This is a genomic window from Synergistaceae bacterium (assembly GCA_012521675.1).
GTDB lineage: Bacteria > Synergistota > Synergistia > Synergistales > Aminobacteriaceae > JAAYLU01.
The window spans coordinates 1-20,955 of the sequence record JAAYLU010000004.1 but is presented as its reverse complement, the minus strand read 5'-3'; the positions used below and the strand labels follow the sequence as shown (position 1 = coordinate 20,955).

Genomic DNA, 20,955 nt, shown 5'->3' with positions numbered 1-20,955 from the left:
CAATAGTGATGCTTGAATGATGCTTGAATAAATTTTTAAATGTTGTATTATTGTTTGAGAGATGTGATCGGCATTAGTGCCGTGGCAAGGCAATAGTGAAAGGGGGATGTTATGATGAAAAGCGAGTCGAAGCCACAAAGAAGGGGTTTGGCGGGGTTGGTTGGGATCCTTTGTGTCCTGGCCTGTGCGGTGGTTTTTCTGGGAGGCGCAGGCTGCTTTGAAATGGGGTTATTCTTCGTTGCCGATTATTGTGTGTCCACATCTTCAATACACACCATTAAAAGTGTCGGAGCAACAGAAAGCGAGGAAAGGGCCGACGTTATCATCGAGCTGTATCATGACGAGGACGACGATGTTTCCTCCTCCCGGTCGTTGGCGGCAATACAATCTGATACGGAATATCGAAGGTCGGAGTTGAGGCCCGGCGAGGCGCAGACGTATATGACCGTCAGGGCCGGCAGTTGGGGGGACGAGATGCCCGCAAGGGTCGTCTCCGGAAACGAGGTCTTGGCAAAGGCCGTGTTCCCCCTCGAGAGACCCTCCGGCGCGGGCGAGGATGACATGAAACATGTGTGGGTCTCCGTATCTTGGGACGGAGAAGAGCTGAAGATGAACTACGGAAAACCAAACAGCGCCGCTGCGGGGGTCGGCGCGACGTCGGACTCCGTCACACCGATGAGCGCTGTAGCGGGAACGGATTTCGACAGCCAGGGCAACTGCTACACCGTGCTGGCAAAGCCTCCTCAGATTCAGAAGCGCTCGCCGAGCGGAGATCTGATAAAAAAATGGGGTGCCGCCGGAAGTGGTGACGGTGAGTTCATACAACCCAGGGGGATAGCCGTTGACCGTGAGAGGGGCGTCGTCTACGTGGGCGATGCGGACAACTCGCGTATTCAGGCCTTCGACACCGACGGCGTATTCCTGAGGAAGTTGGACGAGCCGGGGGGCGGTTCAATGGAGTTCAACAAGCTGCGCGACTTGGCTTGGAGCCCCGCCGACGGAAGCCTGTTTGTCCTGGACTGCAACGCGTCCTCTATGCAGACCAATCATCTGGTGCTTCAGTACTTTTTTGAATCGTCGGGGGAGGTTCGAGAGAAGATAGTCTACGACATGCTGAAGCTGGCGGGTGTGGAGCGTCCGTCAGGCGTGGCGGTGGCCCCGGACGGAAGGCATTTTTACGTAGCAGAGCTTGCAGAGGGCGGCAGGGTTCTGAAAATCTCCACCGGCAGCAGCCCCTCGCTTGTCGCAAGTTATCCACAGATGGTAATAGGCACAAAGACACCGGAGAATCTGCTGGTGGCCGCCGCGTCAGGCTCGGGAAAAACCAGTGCCGAGGGGGAGAGGCTCTATGTGACATATCGCAACAACCCGAGAGGCGACGGATGGAAGAACGAGATAGTCTGTTACGTCGAGAATGGCGGGGATTTCGTCCGCGCAGAGGGCTTCGTATCGCCCACACGCGATGGCGACGGATGGGTGGATGGCTGGAAGGGGCCGATCGAAGACGCACCGTCGCAGGTCCCGGAGGGCAAGATGCTGATCCCGTCGACTTTGGCGGTCTCCCCTGACGGCAGGCTGTTCGTGGGCGATTTATCGAATATGAGGGTAAACAATGTGAATAGAGATACGGGCGCAGTCGAGGATTCGTTCGAACCCGAACTCGAGCCGGAGCCGACCCCGGGACCCGACCCTGATCCAAGGCCGCCTGCAGGCGGTGGTGGCGGTGGTTGCTCGTTTGTCGCCGGTCGAACCGGCGCGTCCGTGGTCGTCCTGTTGCTGCCTCTGCTGATACTGCTGAGGAGATAGGAATACTCATAATACTCATGTTATGCGCCCGATTCTCTGCGTGATGCCGATAGGAGAGGGCGTGCCCCTCCGGTCGTTCAGCCTTTTGGTGTGGACAGGGATAGCCCTGGCTTCGCTGCTCTACTGGTTCAGGTACGGGCACGACGCCAGGGCCGTGCCCTCCTTGGTGATGGGGTTGCTGGCGGTTGGGTGCGGGTTTCTGCTCTCGCACTGGACGAGGGTGTTCTGCAGGCGCGGGGCAAGGGCCTTCCTGACGCTTGATATGGGCGTATGGATTCCTTCCAGTGGCTTTTCTGTGATGCCCGCCATGTTCATCGGAGGGGTTATTCTTGTTATGGCGTTTCGTGTCCTCAGCATCCCCGTTCTTCAGACTATGGACAGGCTGGCCCCGTATCTTGCCTTGGCTCACGCTTTTACACGCATCGGCTGCTTCATGGCGGGCTGCTGCTACGGCAGGCCGTCACCCGAGGGGTGGGGGGTGGTCTTCCCCCCGGGCAGCCCCGCCGCGCTTCACTACGGCGGCGTCCCGGTGTGGCCGGTGCAGCTTATGGAGGCCGCCTGGCTGTTCGCGCTTTATCTGCTTCTGACGCTGCTGCCCGAGAGGCTCAGGCTGATCGGCTACTGCGCCGGGTACGGCGCGGCGCGGTTCGCGCTGGAGTTTTTCAGGGGCGATTTTCGCGGCCGGGCAGGTGCGCTTGGGGTCTCGCAGCCTCAGGCCTACGCCCTGCTTTTGATGATAGTCGCCCTTGTCCTTCTCGTCGTTCGGGCGCGTATTCAAAAGCGCCGATCTCACTCTCTTTGAGAGATCCTTCATGCCGATAGGCAAGCACAGATCGGGGCGCGGGTCGCATAATATGACGTGACGTGCGCCGATGTCGCCTGTTTCCCCGGCACGTACTCTTGGAGTTTTTTACGCCCTCACCCTGTACATGAAATCCTTCAGTGCCGTTCCCGCCGGGACCATCGGCATTACGAGCTCATTCTGCGGGATGCGGCACTCGACCAAGGCCGGGCCCTGCACGTCGAAGGCGAAGTCCAGCGCTCTCTCCAGCCCGCCGAGATCGTCGCATGAACGGGCCGGGACTCCGAAGGCCGAGGAGATGGCGGCAAAGTCGCAGACTGGGGCCTGGGTGGTCGCCGAGTAACGCTCGTCCCAGAAGAGCTCCTGCCACTGTCGCACCATCCCCAGGCAGCCGTTGTTCAGCAGGATGACCTTGACGGGCAGCCTGTAGCGGGCGCAGGTCTCAAGCTCCTGGCAGGTCATCAGGAAGCCTCCGTCGCCAGCGAAGCATACTGTCGGCGCCTCTCCCGCAGCGAACGAGGCCCCTATCGCGGCGGGGAGAGAGAAGCCCATCGTCCCCAGGCCGCCGGAGCTGAGGAAGGTCCTCGGCCCGCCCGCCCTCCAGTGGAGCGCGGCCCACATCTGGTTCTGCCCGACGTCGGTGACGGCTACCGTCCGCTCGTCCACTCGACGCCTCACCGCCTCGAAGACCGACGCGGGTGAGAAGCCCTCCTCCGGGTTGTTCAGGGGCATCTCCTCGGCCAGTTCCCTCAGACGGCCGGTCCACTCTCCGTGCTCCATCTCCGGCAGGGAGTCCGCGAGGGCCCGCAGCACCCTGGCCGCATCCCCAAGCAGGGCGACGTCGCAGTTAACGATCTTGTCTATCTCCGCATGGTCTATGTCGACGTGGATGACGGAGGCCCCGCTTGCGAAGTCGGCAACCTTGCCGGTCGTCCTGTCGCTGAACCTCGCGCCTACCGCCAGCACGACGTCCGCCTCCGCCAGAGCGGTGTTGGCCGCGGGCGTCCCGTGCATCCCGGCCATCCCCAGGGCCAGCGGGTGATCGTCGGGAAAGGCGCCCTTGCCCATCAGAGTGACCGCCACCGGAAGGTCCCCCCGCTCGGCCAGCAGCAGAAGCCGCCCCGCCGCGCCCGAGGTTATCACCCCGCCGCCCGCCAGTATCACGGGGCGTTGCGCGCCCCTCAGGAGCCTCGCAGCATCGCCCAGTCGCGACAGGTCCTCTGCCTGCTTCAGGTGGTGCCCCGAGAAGAGCTCCTCCTCCGGCCAGGCGAACTCGCCCTCGGCCCTCTGTGTGTCCACCGGCAGCTCCACCAGCACCGGCCCTGGCCTGCCGGAGAGAGCCAGCTCGAACGCCCCCTTGATCGCGCTCGGGATCTCCTCCGCAGAGCGGACCAGTATGCTGTGCTTCACGGTCGGCAGGCTCGCGCCGAAGGAGTCCACCTCCTGGAAGGCGTCCCCCCCGATGAGCGACGTGGACACCTGCCCCGCGATAGCGACCATTGGCACCGAGTCAAGAAATGCCGTGGCCAATCCCGTGAGTATGTTCGTGAAGCCCGGCCCGGAGGTGCAGACGCACACCCCCGGCCTGCCGGATACCCTGGCATATCCATCCGCGGCGTGAGCCGCCGCCTGCTCGTGCCGCACCAGGATGTGGGGGAAGGCCGCGTCGTAGAGGGCGTCGTACAGGGGGATCACCGACCCTCCCGGTATGCCGAACACGCACTTGACACCCTCCTTCTGGAGTGCCTCGACGACCATCTTCGCTCCGTTCATCATCATGTCAACCTTCCCCTTTCCGTCTCTCTTCTATCCCTCGGGCGCGGACTTGGCGTCCATCCAAGGCATCATCGCTCGCAGCTCTCTGCCGACCTCCTCTATCGGGTGGGCCCTCTCTCGCTCCATCCATTTTCTCATGCGCGGCCTGCCGCACTGGTTCTCAAGCATCCAGTCCTTGGCGAACGAACCGTCCTGCACGCTCTCCAGCAGCTCCTTCATGGTCTCGCGAACCCTGTTGTCGACGACCTTTTTTCCCGCCACGAGGTCGCCGTACTTCGCCGTGTCGCTGACCGAGTAGCGCATCCATCCTATGCCTCCCTCGTACATCAGGTCGACGATCAGCTTCATCTCGTTCAGGCACTCGAAATAGGCGATCTCCGGCTGGTAGCCGGCCTCCACCAGGGTATCGAACCCGGCCTTGATCAGCTCGGTTATCCCCCCGCAGAGGACAGCCTGCTCTCCGAACAGGTCGGTCTCCGTCTCCTCCCTGAAGGTGGTGGATAGAACCCCCGCCCGGCCGCCGCCTATCGCGCACGCGTACGCCAGCCCCAGATCCCGCGCGCTGCCCGACGCGTCCTGATGCACCGCCAGGAGGCACGGCACGCCCCTGCCCTCGGCGTACATCCTGCGGACCAGGTGCCCCGGCCCCTTGGGCGCCACCATGAAGACGTCGTTGTCCTCCCTCGGGGTCACCTGGTTGAAGTGGACGGAGAAGCCGTGTGCGAAGGCCAGCGCCGCGCCCCTCTTGAGGTTGGGGGCCACGTGCTCCCTGTAGACGTTCCCCTGGACGTGGTCCGGCATAAGGAACATCACTACGTCCGCCTGCTTGACGGCCTCGGCGACCGAGAAGACCTTGAAGCCGTCCGACTCTGCCGTCGCCCTCGATCTGCTGCCCTCCTGCAGACCGATCAGCACCGTGACCCCGCTGTCGCGCAAATTCTGCGCATGCGCGTGTCCCTGGCTGCCGTAGCCTAGCACCGCCACCGTCCTACCCTTCAGCAACCCCATATCCGCATCTCTGTCGTAAAGAACCTTCGCCATGTCGATCACAGCTCCTTTTTCAATGTGTACTTAAAACGCCGTCGCGCCGGAGCGCGCGTCCATCGCCAACGGGCCGCTCTGCACGGCCTCCGTCAGCCCGTGACCCCTGGCCGCCTCCAGGCAACCGTCAAGCTGCTCGCCCGTGCCGGTGACCTCGACTATGAGAGTGTCCCCCTGCTCACCCGCGATCGAGTGCGAATAACCCCGCAGCGAGTCGAACAGCGCCGGCCGTCCCTCGAAGGGCAGGTCGAACTTCATCAGCATCATCCGCCTCTCCACGCAGAAGGCCGGGCTAAGCTCGAACGCGTCGACCGTCTCCACCATCTTGCGAAGCTGGCGCACAGCCTGCGACGCCCTCTTATCGTCCCCGGCGATCACGAAGGTGAAGCGCGAGCGCCCCGGCTGCTGCGTCACCCCCGCCGACACGTCCCTCACCTGGAAGCCCCTTCGCTCCATCAGCCCCGACAGCCTCGACAGCACTCCCGGCCTGTTCTCCGCCACTACTCCTATCGTCCGCTCCATGTCTGCACCTCCCCGAAGTTTTTGAATAAAAAAAGGCCGGGGCCCCCTCATTGCTGGGGACCCCGGCCGGAAAGCCTGTCGCGTGGTTACACGACGACAAGCGCTCCGGGGGAATCCCCGCAGCGAATGATAATAACGATGGCTACTACAGAGGCGTTTGTCGAGCGATTCATCGAGTAAAGATCGTTCATCGGGATTCCCTCCTTTGCGTCTATGTCGTCCTTGCGGGCCGTGTGATACTATATGCAACGGTGTGTGTCGGCAACGGCGCCGCAAGTTGTCGGAGATTTTATATGCCTTGTCGAAGATTGTCAAGAGGAGAAATAAACAAAGAAAACTCTGATAAATGTGTGGTTGGGGGGGAAGCTGAATGTCCTCTGAAGAGCTCCGGGAGTGCAGGGAGAGAATAGACGAGATCGATTTGGAGATAGCATCGTTGCTGTCGCGCAGGGTCAAGGTGGCTTTCGAGGCGGGGATCGCCAAGAAGGGGGGCCAGGTGTACGACCCGGCGAGGGAGGGCGAGGTCATAGAGAGGGTGGCCGCCGCCGCGGAGGGGGTCGACAGGAGGGCGGTCGAGCATATATACAGGGAAATACTGTCGGCCTGCCGAGCGGTGCAGCGCAGGCCGAGGGTCGCCTTCCTCGGGCCGGAGGGGTCGTTCTCCCACGAGGGGGCGTTGGCGTCGTTCGGCTCGGAGATGATGCCCGTGTACTGCACGTCGTTCGTGGACGTGTTCGCGGAGGTGGAGAAGGGGAAAGCGGACTGGGGGGTCGTCCCGGCGGAGAACTCCCTGGAGGGGACGGTGCTTCCTACGATGGACGCCTTCGCCTCGCTGCAGGGAACGGAGCTCTCCATCCAGAGGGAGCTGTCGATATCCATAGACCACAACCTGGCCTCCGGCGAGAATCGCCTGGAGGACATTCTCGAGGTATTCTCCCACCCGCAGGCCCTGGGGCAGTGCAGGGAGTGGCTGAGGGCGAACCTGCCGTCGGCGATTCAGATACCAGCGGCGAGCACTAGCGCCGCGGCCGCCCTGGCGGTGGGAAGCCGAGGGCGTGCCGCTGTCTGCAGCGAGCTGGCGGCCGGCAACAACGAGCTGAACGTGCTTGCCCGCAAGATACAGGATCGGGGGCGGAACACCACTCGCTTCTGGACGGTCGGATTCGGGAACCCCGGAATGGGGGAGAGGAACAAGACCTCGATACTCTTCAACGTAAGTCACACGCCCGGAAGCCTGTTCAGAGCGATGGAGCCTATATACACAAACGGGCTGAACCTGACCCACATCCAGTCCCGGCCCCTGTCGGGAAGCCCGTTCGAGTACTACTTCTTCATCGATATCGAGGGGCACGTCGAGGAGCCGCACGTCAGGAATGCGCTGGACGAGATGAGGGAGCGGGCCTCCTTCATACGCCTGCTGGGCTCATACCCCTGCTTCTAGGAGGGGCAGGCCCTTCATTACTGCGTCCGCCACGGCCTCGACCGCAAGGTCGTCCGTGGCGACCCTCATATGGCATGACGAGTAGGCCTCTGCACGGCTCTCCATGAGGGCGCGCACCCCTCCGTCCAGCAGGGGGCGCGCTCTTCGCCCGGCAGACCAGGCCCGTTTCAGCACCGTCTCCGGCCGGACGTCCAGCATCACCAGGAACGACCTCGCGAGCACCGCCGACCGGGATCCCTCGTCCAGCAGCGCCCCGCCTCCGAGGGACACCACGCGACCGCTCCCGTCGAGCGCCTCCAGCACGGCCTCCCGCTCCATGAGTCGGAACTCCGGCTCCCCTAGACGGGCGAAGATCTCCGCGACCGACAGACCGGCCCTTGCCTCCACCATTTCGTCCGTGTCCAGGAACTCGTGCCCCAGCCTGAGGGACAGTTCGCGCCCCACGCTGCTCTTGCCCGAACACATGAAGCCTCCGAGGCAGACGACGCGGCTACGCACGGAGGTTCCACCCCTCCGCCCTACGCCTGTAGAGCATGAACCTCTGCGCCAGGTCGTCCATCCTGTCGCCGCCGAACTGCTCGACCACGGCGCACGCCACGGTCCATGCAGCCATCGCTTCTCCCACCACGCATGCCGACGGGACCGCGCAGACGTCGCTTCTCTCCACGTGACCCTCGCAGGGCGAGCGGGAGACCAGGTCGTAGGAGGGAAGCCCCCTCTTCATCGTCGGGATGGGCTTCATGGCCGCGCGGATTATTATCTCGCCTCCGTTGCTCATACCGCCTTCGATCCCTCCTGACCTGTTCGTGGGCCTGGTCCACCGGCCTCCGTCCACGACTATCGGGTCGTGAACCTCGCTGCCCGGCAGATCCGCAGCATCGAACCCGAGCCCGAACTCGATCCCCTTTATCCCGGGTATGGAGAGCAGCGCCTGTCCAAGCAGCCCGTCCAGCCTCCTGTCCCACTCGGTGAAGCTGCCCACTCCGGGGGGGAGCCCGGCTACCGACACGACGAAAACTCCTCCCAAACTGTCTCCCTCCGTATCGGCCCGGACGATCCTCTCCCTCATGGCTTCCTCGTCCTCCGCGAAGGCCGCTCCGAGCTCGGACATCGACGCCCGTGCCCAATCCTCCGATCTCTCCGGCATTCGTGCCTTGACTCCCCCTACGGACTCGACCGCGCCCCGCACGGAGACGCCCAGCTCCTCCAGCATCCGAGCGGCCAGCACCCCGGCGACCGTGCGGGGCGCGGTGGACCTGGCGCTGGCTCGCTCCAACACATCCCTCATGTCGTCGTGGCCGAACTTCACCCCCCCGGGCAGGTCCGCGTGCCCCGGGCGCGGCGCGGTGACTGCCCTCGTGCGGGCCGCCTCCGCGTTGATCGCCCAAGGGTTCATCGCCTCGTCCCACAGCTCTCGCTCCGTGTTGGCTATCGAGATGCCCACAGGGCCGCCTGTGGTGCGACCGTCCCGAAGCCCTCCCCAGACCACCGTCTCGTCTCGCTCGACAGAAGCCCTTCCTCCCCTGCCGAATCCGCGCCTCCTTCGCGCCAGCGCCAGTTCAAGGTGCTCGGGCGACACCGGCAGGCCGGCGGGCAGCCCGTCCACCACCACCAGGAGCCCCCTGCCGTGCGATTCACCGCTTGTCAAAAAGCGAAGGCTCATCAGTTCCTCCTCCCGGCTAGCATGTCGAGAGTCTTGAAGAAGCCGGGGTAGGAGATGTCCACGCACTGGTGATCCATTATCTCGACGGGAGAATCCGCCGCCAGTCCGGCCACAGCCAGGGCCATGGCGACCCGGTGGTCTCCCATGCTGGAGACTCGTCCGCCCTTGAGTTTCACGGGCCCTGTTATCCTCCAGCCGTCCTCCAGCTCTGTTATGTCCGCGCCGAGGGCCGACAGTCCGCGCACCATGGCCACTATGCGGTCGCACTCCTTGAAGCGAAGCTCCATGGCGCCGTGAAGCTCCGTCGTCCCCTCCGCCTGAGTCGCTGCCACGGCCAGAACGGGGAGCTCGTCTATCATCAGGGGTATCTCCGACGGCTCTATCTCCGTCGCTCGCAGCCTGCTGGAGTGGACTGTTATCGTGCCCGCCGGCTCTCCTCCCTTAAGCCCCTCCTGCTCGACAGTGCAGGCCAGCCCCATTCGCTCGAGCACACTGAGAAGTCCTGTGCGAGTCGGGTTCAGCCCGGTGCCCGGCAGCGAGACGCACGAGTCCGGGAGGATGGCGGCGGCCACTATCCAGAAGGCCGCCGAGGAGAAGTCGCCGGGTATGGTCCACTCGCCGCCCTTCAACGGCCTCGACGGGGAGATCGTTATCGCGCCGCCGTCAAGGTAGAGCGCCGCCCCCATGTGGGCCAGCATGCGCTCCGTGTGGTCCCGGGTGGGCAGCGGTTCTATGACTGTGACCGGCTCGTCGGCGCCCAGGCCGGCCAGCAGTATCGCGGTCTTTACCTGCGCGCTCGCGGTCTCCATGACGTGAGAGGTCCCCTTCAGTCTCTCGCCCCGGATCTCGACCGGGAGGCGCAGTCCGTCCGACGGCCCGCCGATGCTCGCCCCCATGGCGCGCAGCGGGCTGACCACTCGCATCATCGGCCGCTTCGAAAGGCTGTCATCGCCCGTTATGCGCGCCTTGACGCCGGGAAGGCCCGCGATCAGCCCGCATAGGGTGCGTGCCGTGGTGCCGGAGTTGCCCGCGTCCAACGCCCCTCCCGGGGAGGTCAGTCCCGCGGGGGCCGACACGGAGAGGGCGCCGCCTCCAAGCCTGACGGAAGCTCCGGCCTGCTCAAGGCAGCTCAGCGTGGCCGAACAGTCCGCTCCGTCGGAGAAGTTGCGCACGGTGATCCCCTCCGGGCACACGGCCCCGAGAAGGGCCGCCCTATGGGAGATGGACTTGTCCCCGGGCAGGGAGAGCCTGCCGTGGATCCTCTTCGCCGGTTCAATGCGCTTCATCCTGCATCACTCCTTTTGACTGTTGTCCTGAAGACAAAAAGGACCGTCCTCCGGTGGAAACCGGGAACGGTCCTCGCTGTCTCTTCCGATTCCTAGCCCTGCGAACAGGGTGGGAAAAACACGGTCCTCTATACCTCTGCGGGCGTAAAGCGCGAGCCGTCATCCGGTTTCCAAAGCAAGGCAGACCAGGGGTAATAATAACCCTGGTCACAGGTAAACGCGAACTCGAACACAAAGACCGCGCACCTTGCGGAAACCATCCGGCGGACTCTCCTTTCCCCGTGGAATTGGCGAAGAGGATACATCCTTTCCTCTCTCCTGTCAAGGGGCGGACGGAAGATTCAGTCACAAAGGGCCCTGTAAGGATGAAAAAAGGTGCTTTTGGCCCCTATTCTTTCAATTCTGAAGTAGCATCGTCCCCCTTGTGAGAAAGGGTAAGAAGTGGTAGTCTGATACCCGCAATCCGGTTTCTACACAATATGTTGAGTGTGAAAGATGTATCATAGTATATGTAGTGTGTTTAGGAGGGGTTTAAAGTGTCGGTTTCGTACAGAGATCGCTTCCGTTCCTCGTTCTCATCGCCCCCGGAAGGAGGCGAGAACGGTCTCTCCGAGAACGCTATGTGGCTTCTCGACCAGCGCTATTTCGCCCGCCGTTTCGATGCGGACGTACAGGAGATCCGGAAGGAGAGGACTTTCACGGAGTTCGCCCGCAGGGTGTCGCGCACGGTGGCCTGCGCCGAGTCCCGGTATCTCGACGGCGGGGAGGAGTCCCTGGAGTGGCTGAGGCGGCTCGAGCTGAATATATTCGACGACATACGGAGCAGGCGCTTTCTGTTCAACTCCCCCTGCCTGTTCGCGGCGGGCGCGGGTCAGACGGTCGACCCGCAACTCTCGGACAAGCTCTACTGCGACCCCGACAGGCTGTCGTTCGAGGACTACTCGCTGCTGCACAGCTCAAGGACGAGGGGGCAGCAGCTCTTCGCCTGTTTCGTCATAGAGGTCCCGGACAGCATAGACGGCATCTTCGACTCGGTGAAGGACGCGGCCGTGATAAGCAAGTTCGGCGGCGGCGTGGGGGCCAACTTCGGGCACCTGCGGGAGAGGGGATCCGTGATCAACGGCGGCATCGGCGGACAGGCCAGCGGGCCCGTGTCGTTCATGGAGACGTGGAATACCATGGGGGCCGTGGTGGTGCAGGGCGGCCGCAGGAGGGCGGCGCTCATGGGGATGCTGTTCGACGACCATCCTGACATCTTCGACTTCATAGACGCGAAGGTAGACGACGGAAGGCTGCCCTATTTCAACATCTCCGTCTGCGTATCGGACGCGCTCATGCGTTCTGCAGGGACGGGAGAGCCTTTCGAGCTGGTCTCGCGGAGGAGCGGCAAGCCGGTCCGGACTGTCGACGGGGTCGAGCTGTGGAACAAGCTGTGCGAGAGCGCCTGGAGGCGCGGCGACCCCGGAATCTTCTTCATCGACCGAGCAAACGCCGACAACCTGCTTAAGCTGGACGACACCTGGAAGATCGAGTCCACTAATCCTTGCGGTGAACAGCCGCTGCCGAACTATACGAGCTGCAATCTTGGTTCGGTTAACGTGGAGGCGTTCGTGGCCCGCAGGGAGGACGGGAGCTCGTACTTCGACTTCAAGGGGTTCGCCGACCAGGTCTTCCGGTCGATCTACTACCTCGACCTGGTGATAGACGCATGCTCCTACCCGCTGGACCGGATAGGGGAGCGCACGGAACGGATCAGGCCGGTCGGGCTGGGGATCATGGGCCTGGCGGACGCGGCAATAATGCTGGGGATGAGGTACGGCTCGGAGCGATTCAATGTCTTCTGCAAGACGCTCGCCGACACGATGGGAGCGGCTGCCCTCTGCGCCACCACCGACATAGTGGGCGAGATGGGGAAGGAGCCCTTCCCGGAGTCGCACCTGGTGGAGAAGCTCTTCCTCAAGTTCGCGCACGAGCAGGGTGAGCAGCTCTTCCCCGAGTCGTGGTTCGACTCGGTAGATCGAGAGACGATGGAGTCGCTGGTGAGAAAGCTTCGCTCATCTCCCACGGTGCCCTACACGCTGGCCAACTCTTTCGAGTCCTTCTTCAACGCGGTCGGTCTGGGAAACGAGCAGGAGAGACTGGCCCTTGCAGCGAGGGTGTTCCGGGCGTTCGCAAGCGGCAGGATGCGCAACAGCAGGCGGCTCTCCATAGCGCCGACCGGGTCCATCTCGATGCTGATAGACACAAGCGCCGGAATCGAGCCGAACTTCGCCTGGAGCTGGAGCCGTCGCATAGCCAAGGTGGATGGAGAGGGGCAGGAGACCAGGGAGTTTCATCACAAGCTGCTGTCGCAGCAGCAGGTGGCGGAGCTGCATGAAAGCGACTCTCTCTCCGACCCGGTGTTCGTGACGGCGTACGACATAACCCCCGACGAGCATATCGACGTCACGGGGGTCTTCGCGGGCATAGTGGACAGCGGCATAAGCAAGACGGTCAACCTGCCGCAGGAGGCGACTGTTGCCCAGGTCAGGGCGATCTACCAGCGATGCCACGACTTGGGGGCGAAGGGTATAACGATATACCGGGACGGGTCCCGCTCGCTTCAGCCGATCGAGACGGTGAAGAAGCCGGAGAAGGCGGAGGTCCCCGAGGAGAAGCGGCCGCCCATGTCCAGCCGTGTCAAGGAGCGGCCCGGGCTGGTGGTCTTCGGCAAGACCATCAAGGAGACCACGCCGTGGGGGAGCATCTACGTCACCCTGAACTTCGACGGGGACGAGCCGTTCGAGGTCTTCGCCACGATAGGCAAGAGCGGCTCGGAGCTGAAGGCGATGACTGAGGCCCTGTCCAGAGCGATCTCCATCGGCCTGCGCAGCGGCGGAAAGCTGGAGGACTTCATAGCGACCCTGAAGGGGCTGTCCGGCAAGGAGTACTGGCTGTTCGAGTTCGACGACCAGCACGTGACCCGCTCCATCCCGGACGCGATAGCAGTGCTGCTGGAGAGGCTGATAGGCAGGGGAGGCGATACGCAGGGCGGCGCGGCGGTATGCCCGGAGTGCAAGGCGCCCCTTGAGATGATCTCGGGGTGCGAGTACTGCTTCAGCTGCGGCTACACCCCCTGTAAATAACGAGGGCGAACAAAAAAGACCCGGGCCGCGGTCGGTCCGGGTCTCTTAATTTTTATCCATCTTATTTCAGCTAGGCCACCAGGTCGAGCAGGAAGCCTATCATCTCGTTCTGGCGCTCGATGAGGCGAACTATCTCGTCCGGCGGTATCTTTCGGATGATCTTCTCCTCGTCGTTTTTCTCCTTCACTATCACCTGGACGAGGCCTGCCTCCTCGACGATGTTGAACTGAAGAAAACGGCTGCTGTAGGCCGCGTGATCCCGGTATGAGTCAAGCGCACGCTGAAGAGTCCCGTCCCCTCGGGCATGTCTGCCTCGGGCCCGTAGCTCGGAGAAGGACTTCTGCTCGTCGTAGCGTTTGTCGGGGTACGAGGGTTCGAGGTAGTTTTTTCTGGCCCAGCCGACTACTTCAATCGATGGAATAGCGAAAGCCGGGGTCATCGTTCTCACCTCCAGGATACACTGACACAAATGAAGTATATTACACTCGCTCCCGGCTGTCAAACTTGCCGCGCCCTCAAGGGCGGGATCCCTCACATTCGTTCGGGAAGACAGAGGGGGGCGGGATCCCTCACATTCGTTCGGGAAGACAGAGGGGGGCGGGATCCCTCACACTCGTTCGGGAAGACAGAGGGGGGCGGGATCCCTCACACTCGTTCGGGATGACAGCTTTATTTGCCATCTCGAGCGCGGCGAGTTCCTTCGCCTCGGCGATCGTTGACAGGGGAGCGAAATAGCGTATAATTCATCCTGGTCGATTCATTACAATCTAGGACTCTTATCCAGAGAGGTGGAGGGACTGGCCCGATGAAACCCGGCAACCTGCCGCGAGGCATGGTGCTAATACCAGCGGCCCAAGGCCGAGTGATAAGAGGGAGCGTTTGAGAACAGTCAAAGGCCCTTCTTGCGAGGGGTCTTTTTTTTTATCACTTTTCAAGGGGGATGCATAATTGGCGAGCGAGCGTTTTCTGTTTTCTTCTGAGTCCGTGACGGAGGGACACCCGGACAAGGTGGCCGACCAGATCTCGGACGGCGTTCTGGATGCAATCCTGGCCGAGGATCCGACGGGCAGGGTGGCATGCGAGGTGCTCTGTACCACTGGCATGGTGATGGTGGCGGGGGAGATCACCACGGCTACCTACGTGGACATCCCGAAGCTGGCCAGGGACATAATCAAGGACATAGGCTACACCAGGGCGAAGTACGGCTTCGACGGGGACACCTGCGCGGTGCTGACGGCGATTGACGAGCAGTCCAGGGACATAGCGCGGGGCGTGGACAAGGCTCTAGAGGTGCGCGAGCTCCAGGTGTCCGAGGAGGACATCGCACGGACGGGTGCGGGCGACCAGGGGATGATGTACGGCTTCGCCTGCAATGAGACCGAGGAGTACATGCCCATGCCGATAGCTCTGGCCCACCGGCTTGCCAGGCAGCTCTCCAAGGTGCGCAAGGAGGGGACGATCCCCTACCTGCGCCCGGACGGAAAGACCCAGGTCACCCTTGAATACGAGGGGGGCAAGGCCGTGCGCGCCGACACAATCGTGGTGGCCGCCCAGCACCACCCGGAGGCGACCCTGGACGAGATAAGGGCCGACATCATCGAGTATGTGGTAGCGCCGATAGTGCCCGGACACCTGATGAAGGACGGGACCAGGATCCTGGTGAACCCGACCGGACGCTTCGTCAAGGGGGGGCCGATGGCTGACTCGGGCCTCACCGGAAGAAAGATCATCGTCGACACCTACGGTGGATGGGTGGCGCACGGAGGGGGCGCCTTCTCGGGCAAGGACCCGACCAAGGTGGACAGGTCGGCGGCCTACATGGCGCGCTACGTGGCCAAGAACGTTGTGGCGGCGGGACTTGCCGACCAGTGCCAGATTCAGCTGGCCTACGCCATAGGGGTGGCAGAGCCGGTGTCGATCATGCTGGACACCATGGGAACGGGGAAGATCCCCGACGAGAAGGTATCGGAGATAGTGCGAGAGCACTTCGACTTCCGCCCCGCGGCCATAATTCGCGACCTTCAGCTGTGCAAGCCCCAGTACAAGCGGCTTGCGGCCTACGGGCACATGGGCAGAATCGACCTTGATCCCCTGCCTCTCTGGGAGTGGACCGACAGGGCCCAGGCCCTGGCCGCGGCGGCTAAATAGGCCCGGTGAAAGAGCGAGTCAAGTCCTGGTGGCAGTAGTATTTCAAGTCGGACTGATGCCCCCGCCCTGTGCTATCATTACGTACAGGCGCGGGGGTCTTTTTTCCCCTTTCATCTTTTCCCTATTCATTTCGGGGGGTGATGGCATGAGCGTTACCGAGATCCTGGCTTCGTTGTCGTTCAGCACGGTGGACGAGTTTGCCCTTCATAGGGAGGGGCTGTTGCATCTGTTCCGCTCTGTTTGCGGTCCCAGGAGGGGCATGAGGCTGTTCACGGCCGTCAACGAGGCCGCGAACAACGCGCTCTTTCACGGCAACAACGGTCTGCCCGACGCGCGGGTGGAGCTGCGCGTCCTCAAGGAAGGAGAGGCGCTTAGCGTCTCGATAAGGAGCGAGGGGGGCTGCTTCGCGCACGACCTCAGGCCGGACCCGGAGGTCTTCATGGACTTCGAGATGGAGTCCGGGCGCGGGGTGCAGATCATCCTGCACTTGGTGGACGAGGTCACGCTGGAGGAGTCCGGCAGGATGGTCGTTCTGAGGATGAGGAACGAGGCCCCGGAGGAACGGCAGGCATCGCCGCCCGCTCCGTCCCCGTTTCCGCTGGCGGTGGAGATAGCCGGCTTCCGGTTCAACGGCATGAACCTGCTGGACATGTTCGGCGAGTCGCTCGTCGTCTGGGAGACGAGCACGGACAGGATCATCTACATGAACGAGGCGGCCAGGGTACTGTACGGCTACTCCCTGGAGGAGACGGACGACCTGACTATTGACGAGGTCTACCCGGCGCGCGACGCGTCCGCCGGCAGGGTCTTCTCCGTCACGACGACCATGCACAGGAAGAAGGGCGGGGTGTTCTTCCCGGTCCAGGCCACTTTCCGCTCGCTTGCGCAGGACACGGACGAGATAATGATGATGGTCGTGACGGACGTGTCGCAGGAGACGTTGGCCAAGGAGGACGTCGCCCTGGCCTCGGCGATCCAGCGGGGTTTCCTGCCGGGCGACCTGACGGGGGAGCCGGACGTGGAGGTGCGAAGCATCTTCAGGCCGATGTTCATGATCAGCGGCGACCTGTTTGGGTACCACTGGGACCCGGAGGACAGGGTGCTGAACGGATACCTGTTCGACCTGATGGGGCACGGCGTCCCGGCGGCCCTGCAGACGTCGGCGATGCTGGTGCTCTTCCGCCAGGCCTTCGAGGACGAGGAGATGATAGGGACGAGCCTGCTGGAGAAGCTGCAGTGGGTGAACGCCATAGCAGCCGAGAGGTTCCTGTCGGAATCCTTCGCCGCCGCGATATGCTTCAGCCTGAACCTGCGCGAGATGAGCCTGTCCTACTGCTCTGCGGGGGTGAACGCGTTCCTTCACGGGTCGGGCGGGGTGATGAGCAAGGCATCGTCGCCCGGGTCGCTGCTGGGGCTGTCAAGGAGGGTGGAGTTCGGCACGGGAGAGATCTCGACCAAGAGCGGGGACTACTTCATCTTCACTAGCGACGGCTTCCTCGACCTGATGCATGGGTCGGAAGACCTGGCAATGTCGTTCAACGAGGCGTACGATCACCTGTTCACCATAGGCTACTCGGGCGCGAGCAAGGACGACTTGTCCGCCCTGTGCGTGCACGTCCGCTGAGCGAGACCCGGGTCAGGCGCCTTAGCCCGGCGCCGTGTTGCGCAGGATTATCTCAACCAGTTCGTCGGGGTCCACCGGCTTGGCTATGTAGTCGTTCATCCCGGCGTCCAGGCACATCTGTCTGTCCCCCTCCATCGCGTAGGCGGTCATAGCCACCACCGGCAGTCTGGTATCCGCGCCCTCTCTGGCGCGTATCTCCCTGGTCGTATCCAGCCCGTTCATTCCGGGCATCTGGATGTCCATGAACACGAGGTCGAATTCCTTCTCCGCCACCATCCGCAGCGCCTCCTCGCCCCCCTTGGCGAGGTCTATGGTCCAACCGGGCCCTCCCTTTTTCCTGAGTATTGACCTGGTGAGGCTCCTGTTGAAGTTATTGTCGTCGACCACCAGTATGGAGAGCTCGGCGGGGAGCTGCGCCGGATCAAGGTTCTCCTCTTGCGTCTTCGGCAGATTCTCGGGGGACTGCGATGCCGGGGAGGGGATCTTCTTGAGGTTCAGCGTCAGGTGGAAGACGTTCCGCTCGTCTTCCAAACTCTCTGCCCACAGTGCGCCTCCCGCGGCCTCGGCTATGCCCTCCGAGATTATCAGGCCGATGCCCGTTCCCTCGTACGCCTGCGAGAATTCGGTGCGGTCGAGGGCGGAGTGGTCGAGCATGGCTCTTATCCTGTCGTTGGAGGCCCGGTTGGAGGGGTGCTCGATGGTGACGTGGAGCATGACGGATTCGTTCGTCTCCTCCTCGGGCACCACGTTGATAAGGATTGCCCCCCTCGCGGTGAGGGCGATGGCAGTTGCGACGATGTTCCTGAGGGTCTGTCTCAGTCGGTGGCTGTCCCCCAGCAGGAACTCCGGAACGGAGGGGGGGATGGTGAGCTCGACCTGCACCCTCCGCTCGCGCGCCGCCATGGCGAGAGGGCGCACCGCCTGGGAGAAACAGGAGCGCACGGGGACAGGGCTCTCCTGCAGCTCGAGCCCGCCTGTCTTCAGGCGCGACATGTCGAGCAGCTCCTCCACCAGCTGCAGAAGGTCGCTCGAGGAAGCAGACAGCATCTCGACGAACTTCTTCTGCTCGAAGTCGAGCTTGGTATCCTGAAAAAGGGCGACCACGCCGATTATTGTGTTGAGGGGCGTGCGAATCTCGTGGCTCATGTTGGCTATGAAAGCCGCCATCTTCCTGCTCTCGTCCTCTGACGCGGCCAGAGCATCCTCGAGGTTCGCAATTCTGCTCTTCAAGTCCATCTCAGCCTGCAACTCATCCGACCTCCTCGTCGCTCAAAAAGCAGATATCTCCTCGGGAATTATAAACCGAGCGGGCGAAAAAACAAAGGACGAAGGGGATCGTCCCCTCCGTCCCCGGAGTAGCAGGCATTATTCGGGCTCTATCGGAAGGCGCGCACCCATCCGTCGTGCCCTCCGAAATAGACGACGCCACCGTCGACCAGCGGCGAGGACATGATTTCGCGCGATGATTCAAAACGCCAACGCTCCTGCCCGGTTGCGGCGTCCAGCGCGTGGAAGGCACCCCCGACGCTGCCGAAGAAGACCAGCCCGTCGTGAACCGCAGGGTTGGAGTGCACCCCGCCCGGGACGGGGAACTCCCAGAGCGGCCTTCCCGACGCGGCCTCGAGTGCGACGAGTTTCCCGTTTATCGTCCCGAAAAAGACCCTTCCTCCCGATACGGACGGCGCTGTGGTGATGGCCTCTCCCGCAGTGTGCTTCCACAGGGGGATCACACTCTTTATGCGCACCGCCTGAATCGCTCCGTCCCAGGCGCCGAAGTAGACGACCCCGTCCGACACCGCCGGGGTGCCGATCGGCCCGCCGCTGCCGCCTCCCCACAGCCTCTTGCCCGTCTTGGCGTCGAGGGCGTGAAAGAGCCCCTCGTAGGCACCGACGAAGAGGAGTCCGTCGCCGTAGACGGGGGACGAGCGAAGCTCCCTGCCCGTGTCGTAGGCCCAGAGGAGGGATCCGTTCTCGGCGTTCAGCGCGTATGTCTTCCCGTCCGAGCTGTTGAAGAAGACCTTGCCGTCCCCTGCCGCCGGAGAGGCCCATATGGAGAGCGAGACGTACTCGCCGGAGGGGGTGAATCTCCATCTGACCGACCCGGTGGCTATGTCGACCGCGAGCAGTGTGCCATCCGCACCGCCGACGAAAGCGTTCCCTCCGAGGATGGCGGGCGCGCCGTTGATCGTCGCCCCCGTGTTGAAGGTCCACACGCCCCGCCCCGAGCTTTTTTCAACCGCGTGCAGCCAGCCGGTGTCGTCCCCTGTGATGATCAGATCGCCCGCCGAGACAGGCGACCCCGATACCGGGGACATCGCGTCGTAGCTCCACAGGAGCTCGCCACTCCAGCCGCTAGCCTCCGCGGCGGGAAGGAGGACGACAGCGACCAGCAGAGCGACGACGCACCACTTTACACGCACGACAAGTTCGATTGTTTTCACTTAAAACACCTCTTTTCACGATGGTGTAAACCCCCTATAGTATATAGCGTTTCGCGCTTCTTTCATACTCCCTCGCAGCGAAGCTGTTGTTCCGAAGGTCGGGGCCTCGTGGGCAAAGTCGGTTCATCCCCGAGGTCCCTCCGGCGCTACGCGCCGTTCGGGACGACAGGGACCGTCGTCCTTTTGAACGACCCCGGCATTCTCGTTGCCAATCCTCGGCTGCGAGTGTACAATTTGACGTGGAAAATGAAAGGAAGTGTGGTCTCATGACGTTTCACGATGCCGCCGCCAGGTGGCTTGAGGGGTACATAAACTCCTTCGCGGAGGACGGGGTTCTGCCGCCGCTGATGGAGGTGAAGCGGGTGCACAGCCTCCGCGTCAGGGACATCGCGGTAAAGATAGCCAGGGAGCTCGGATGGACCGGTGAACTGCTCGACAGCGCGGTGACCGCGGCGCTTCTTCACGACACCGGCCGTTTCCCCCAGTACGCCGGGTGGGGGACGTACTACGACGGCGCGTCGACAGATCACGGGGACCTGGGTGAGTCGGCCCTGCGGGAGAGATTCCCCGCCGACCTGGCCCGGTCGTGCCCTCGGTGGGAGGACATACTGCTGGCAGTGCGCCTTCACAACAAGAGGGAGCTGCCCGGCGACGTACCGCCTCGCGCCCTGCCCATCGCGAAGATAGTCCGTGACAGCGACAAGCTTGACGTGTTCGGTTTGGTGCGCTCTCATGTCCAGGAGGGGCGCATCAAGGAGCTGCTCACTGCGATCGACCCGGACGGAGGCTACTCGGAGGCGCTGCTCGTCGAGCTGGGGTCCGACGGAAGGGCCTCTTACCAGAATGTCAAGTCGCTGCCCGACTTTCTTCTGGTGCAGCTCTCCTGGGTGCTGGACATGAACTACGCTCCATCTTTCAGGATGCTGAGGGAGGCCGGGACCCTGAGCTGGATAGCGAAGACCCTGCCCCGGAAGGACTCGGTGGATCGTTTCATAGACTCGGTCCTCGACCACGCGTCGCTGATGGAGAGCGCCTGACGAAGCGACCGGGGCGAACACCCGTCCGCCCCGGCGAATCTCAGCTGAATCTGCCCGCTATAACGTCTATTATCGCCCTGTCCAAGTTCTGCATGCCGTGGACGGAGACTTGGACCATGTTGCTCACCGTCTTCTCGATCGTCTCGTCCACCAGCCCCTGCGGCTCCGGGTAGTGACCGTCGAAGACCAGCAGGGCGGCGTGATAGGCCTCGAGAGCCCCTGTGCCGACCTTCAGCGCACACG

General features: G+C 62.9%; 17 protein-coding genes and 1 riboswitch. Of the genes, 7 read left to right on the top strand and 10 right to left on the bottom strand.

Annotation, left to right across the window (positions count from 1 at the left end; genetic code table 11):
- Window positions 1-441: 441 nt before the first annotated feature.
- Both GX181_00275 and GX181_00270 read left to right on the top strand, forming a co-directional pair.
- Window positions 442-1,806, top strand: coding sequence for a hypothetical protein (locus GX181_00275; GenBank protein ID NLM70381.1), 1,365 nt, complete (start codon window positions 442-444; stop codon window positions 1,804-1,806).
- Between the two features lie 22 nt (window positions 1,807-1,828).
- On the top strand, window positions 1,829-2,608 hold the full coding sequence (locus GX181_00270) for a prolipoprotein diacylglyceryl transferase (protein ID NLM70380.1): 780 nt from the start codon (window positions 1,829-1,831) through the stop codon (window positions 2,606-2,608).
- 108 nt (window positions 2,609-2,716) lie between these two features.
- Here GX181_00270 and ilvB read toward each other — a convergent pair whose 3' ends face one another.
- Genes ilvB through ilvN form a run of 3 tightly spaced genes read right to left on the bottom strand, consistent with a single transcriptional unit; the run spans window position 2,717 to window position 5,947 of the window.
- Complete coding sequence (ilvB, locus tag GX181_00265) at window positions 2,717-4,387, bottom strand: biosynthetic-type acetolactate synthase large subunit (GenBank protein NLM70379.1); 1,671 nt, start codon at window positions 4,385-4,387, stop codon at window positions 2,717-2,719.
- 27 nt (window positions 4,388-4,414) lie between these two features.
- Window positions 4,415-5,425, bottom strand: a complete 1,011-nt coding sequence (ilvC, locus tag GX181_00260) for a ketol-acid reductoisomerase (protein NLM70378.1) — start codon at window positions 5,423-5,425, stop codon at window positions 4,415-4,417.
- A gap of 30 nt (window positions 5,426-5,455) precedes the next feature.
- Entirely contained in the window at window positions 5,456-5,947 is a 492-nt protein-coding gene (ilvN, locus tag GX181_00255; GenBank protein ID NLM70377.1) for an acetolactate synthase small subunit, read from the bottom strand.
- Window positions 5,948-6,317: 370 nt separating this feature from the next.
- On the opposite strand from ilvN, the gene pheA reads away from it, so the two are divergent.
- Window positions 6,318-7,388 (top strand): prephenate dehydratase, encoded by a 1,071-nt coding sequence (gene pheA, locus GX181_00250; protein NLM70376.1) that lies wholly within the window; start codon window positions 6,318-6,320, stop codon window positions 7,386-7,388.
- Here pheA and GX181_00245 read toward each other — a convergent pair.
- Genes GX181_00245 through aroA form a run of 3 tightly spaced genes read right to left on the bottom strand, consistent with a single transcriptional unit; the run spans window position 7,371 to window position 10,337 of the window.
- A complete protein-coding gene (locus GX181_00245; GenBank protein NLM70375.1) occupies window positions 7,371-7,886 on the bottom strand; it encodes a shikimate kinase in 516 nt (171 codons plus the stop codon). The two genes, pheA and GX181_00245, sit on opposite strands and share 18 nt — an antisense overlap.
- The gene (aroC, locus tag GX181_00240; protein ID NLM70374.1) at window positions 7,879-9,051 is read right to left on the bottom strand and encodes a chorismate synthase; all 1,173 of its coding nucleotides are present in this window, start codon (window positions 9,049-9,051) and stop codon (window positions 7,879-7,881) included. Before aroC ends, GX181_00245 begins: the two co-directional genes overlap by 8 nt.
- Complete coding sequence (aroA, locus tag GX181_00235) at window positions 9,051-10,337, bottom strand: 3-phosphoshikimate 1-carboxyvinyltransferase (protein ID NLM70373.1); 1,287 nt, start codon at window positions 10,335-10,337, stop codon at window positions 9,051-9,053. The genes aroC and aroA overlap by 1 nt, the downstream gene beginning before the upstream one ends.
- Window positions 10,338-10,957: 620 nt before the next feature.
- Between aroA and GX181_00230 the strand changes: the two genes are divergently transcribed.
- The gene (locus GX181_00230) at window positions 10,958-13,462 is read left to right on the top strand and encodes an adenosylcobalamin-dependent ribonucleoside-diphosphate reductase (protein NLM70372.1); all 2,505 of its coding nucleotides are present in this window, start codon (window positions 10,958-10,960) and stop codon (window positions 13,460-13,462) included.
- 70 nt (window positions 13,463-13,532) lie between these two features.
- Here GX181_00230 and GX181_00225 read toward each other — a convergent pair whose 3' ends face one another.
- Window positions 13,533-13,901 carry a flagellar protein FlaG gene (locus GX181_00225; protein ID NLM70371.1) on the bottom strand — a complete coding sequence of 123 codons (369 nt, stop codon included), beginning with the start codon at window positions 13,899-13,901 and terminating at the stop codon, window positions 13,533-13,535.
- Window positions 13,902-14,235: 334 nt separating this feature from the next.
- Window positions 14,236-14,334: riboswitch (SAM riboswitch) on the top strand.
- Between the two features lie 76 nt (window positions 14,335-14,410).
- Here GX181_00225 and GX181_00220 point away from each other — a divergent pair.
- Together GX181_00220 and GX181_00215 are read left to right on the top strand one after the other, a co-directional pair.
- Entirely contained in the window at window positions 14,411-15,610 is a 1,200-nt protein-coding gene (locus GX181_00220) for a methionine adenosyltransferase (GenBank protein ID NLM70370.1), read from the top strand.
- Window positions 15,611-15,755: 145 nt separating this feature from the next.
- On the top strand, window positions 15,756-17,234 hold the full coding sequence (locus GX181_00215; GenBank protein NLM70369.1) for a SpoIIE family protein phosphatase: 1,479 nt from the start codon (window positions 15,756-15,758) through the stop codon (window positions 17,232-17,234).
- A 21-nt stretch (window positions 17,235-17,255) separates the two neighbouring features.
- Here the strand turns inward: GX181_00215 and GX181_00210 are convergent, their stop codons facing one another.
- Together GX181_00210 and GX181_00205 are read right to left on the bottom strand one after the other, a co-directional pair.
- Window positions 17,256-18,482: a response regulator gene (locus GX181_00210; GenBank protein NLM70368.1), complete on the bottom strand. Its 1,227-nt coding sequence runs from the start codon at window positions 18,480-18,482 to the stop codon at window positions 17,256-17,258.
- Window positions 18,483-18,610: 128 nt separating this feature from the next.
- Window positions 18,611-19,675: a PQQ-binding-like beta-propeller repeat protein gene (locus tag GX181_00205; protein ID NLM70367.1), complete on the bottom strand. Its 1,065-nt coding sequence runs from the start codon at window positions 19,673-19,675 to the stop codon at window positions 18,611-18,613.
- A 266-nt stretch (window positions 19,676-19,941) separates the two neighbouring features.
- On the opposite strand from GX181_00205, the gene GX181_00200 reads away from it, so the two are divergent.
- Window positions 19,942-20,712, top strand: a complete 771-nt coding sequence (locus tag GX181_00200) for an HD domain-containing protein (protein NLM70366.1) — start codon at window positions 19,942-19,944, stop codon at window positions 20,710-20,712.
- Window positions 20,713-20,752: 40 nt separating this feature from the next.
- On the opposite strand, the gene GX181_00195 is transcribed toward GX181_00200, so the two are convergent.
- The coding region (locus tag GX181_00195; protein NLM70365.1) for a serine dehydratase subunit alpha family protein at window positions 20,753-20,955 on the bottom strand (203 nt) is incomplete at its 5' end.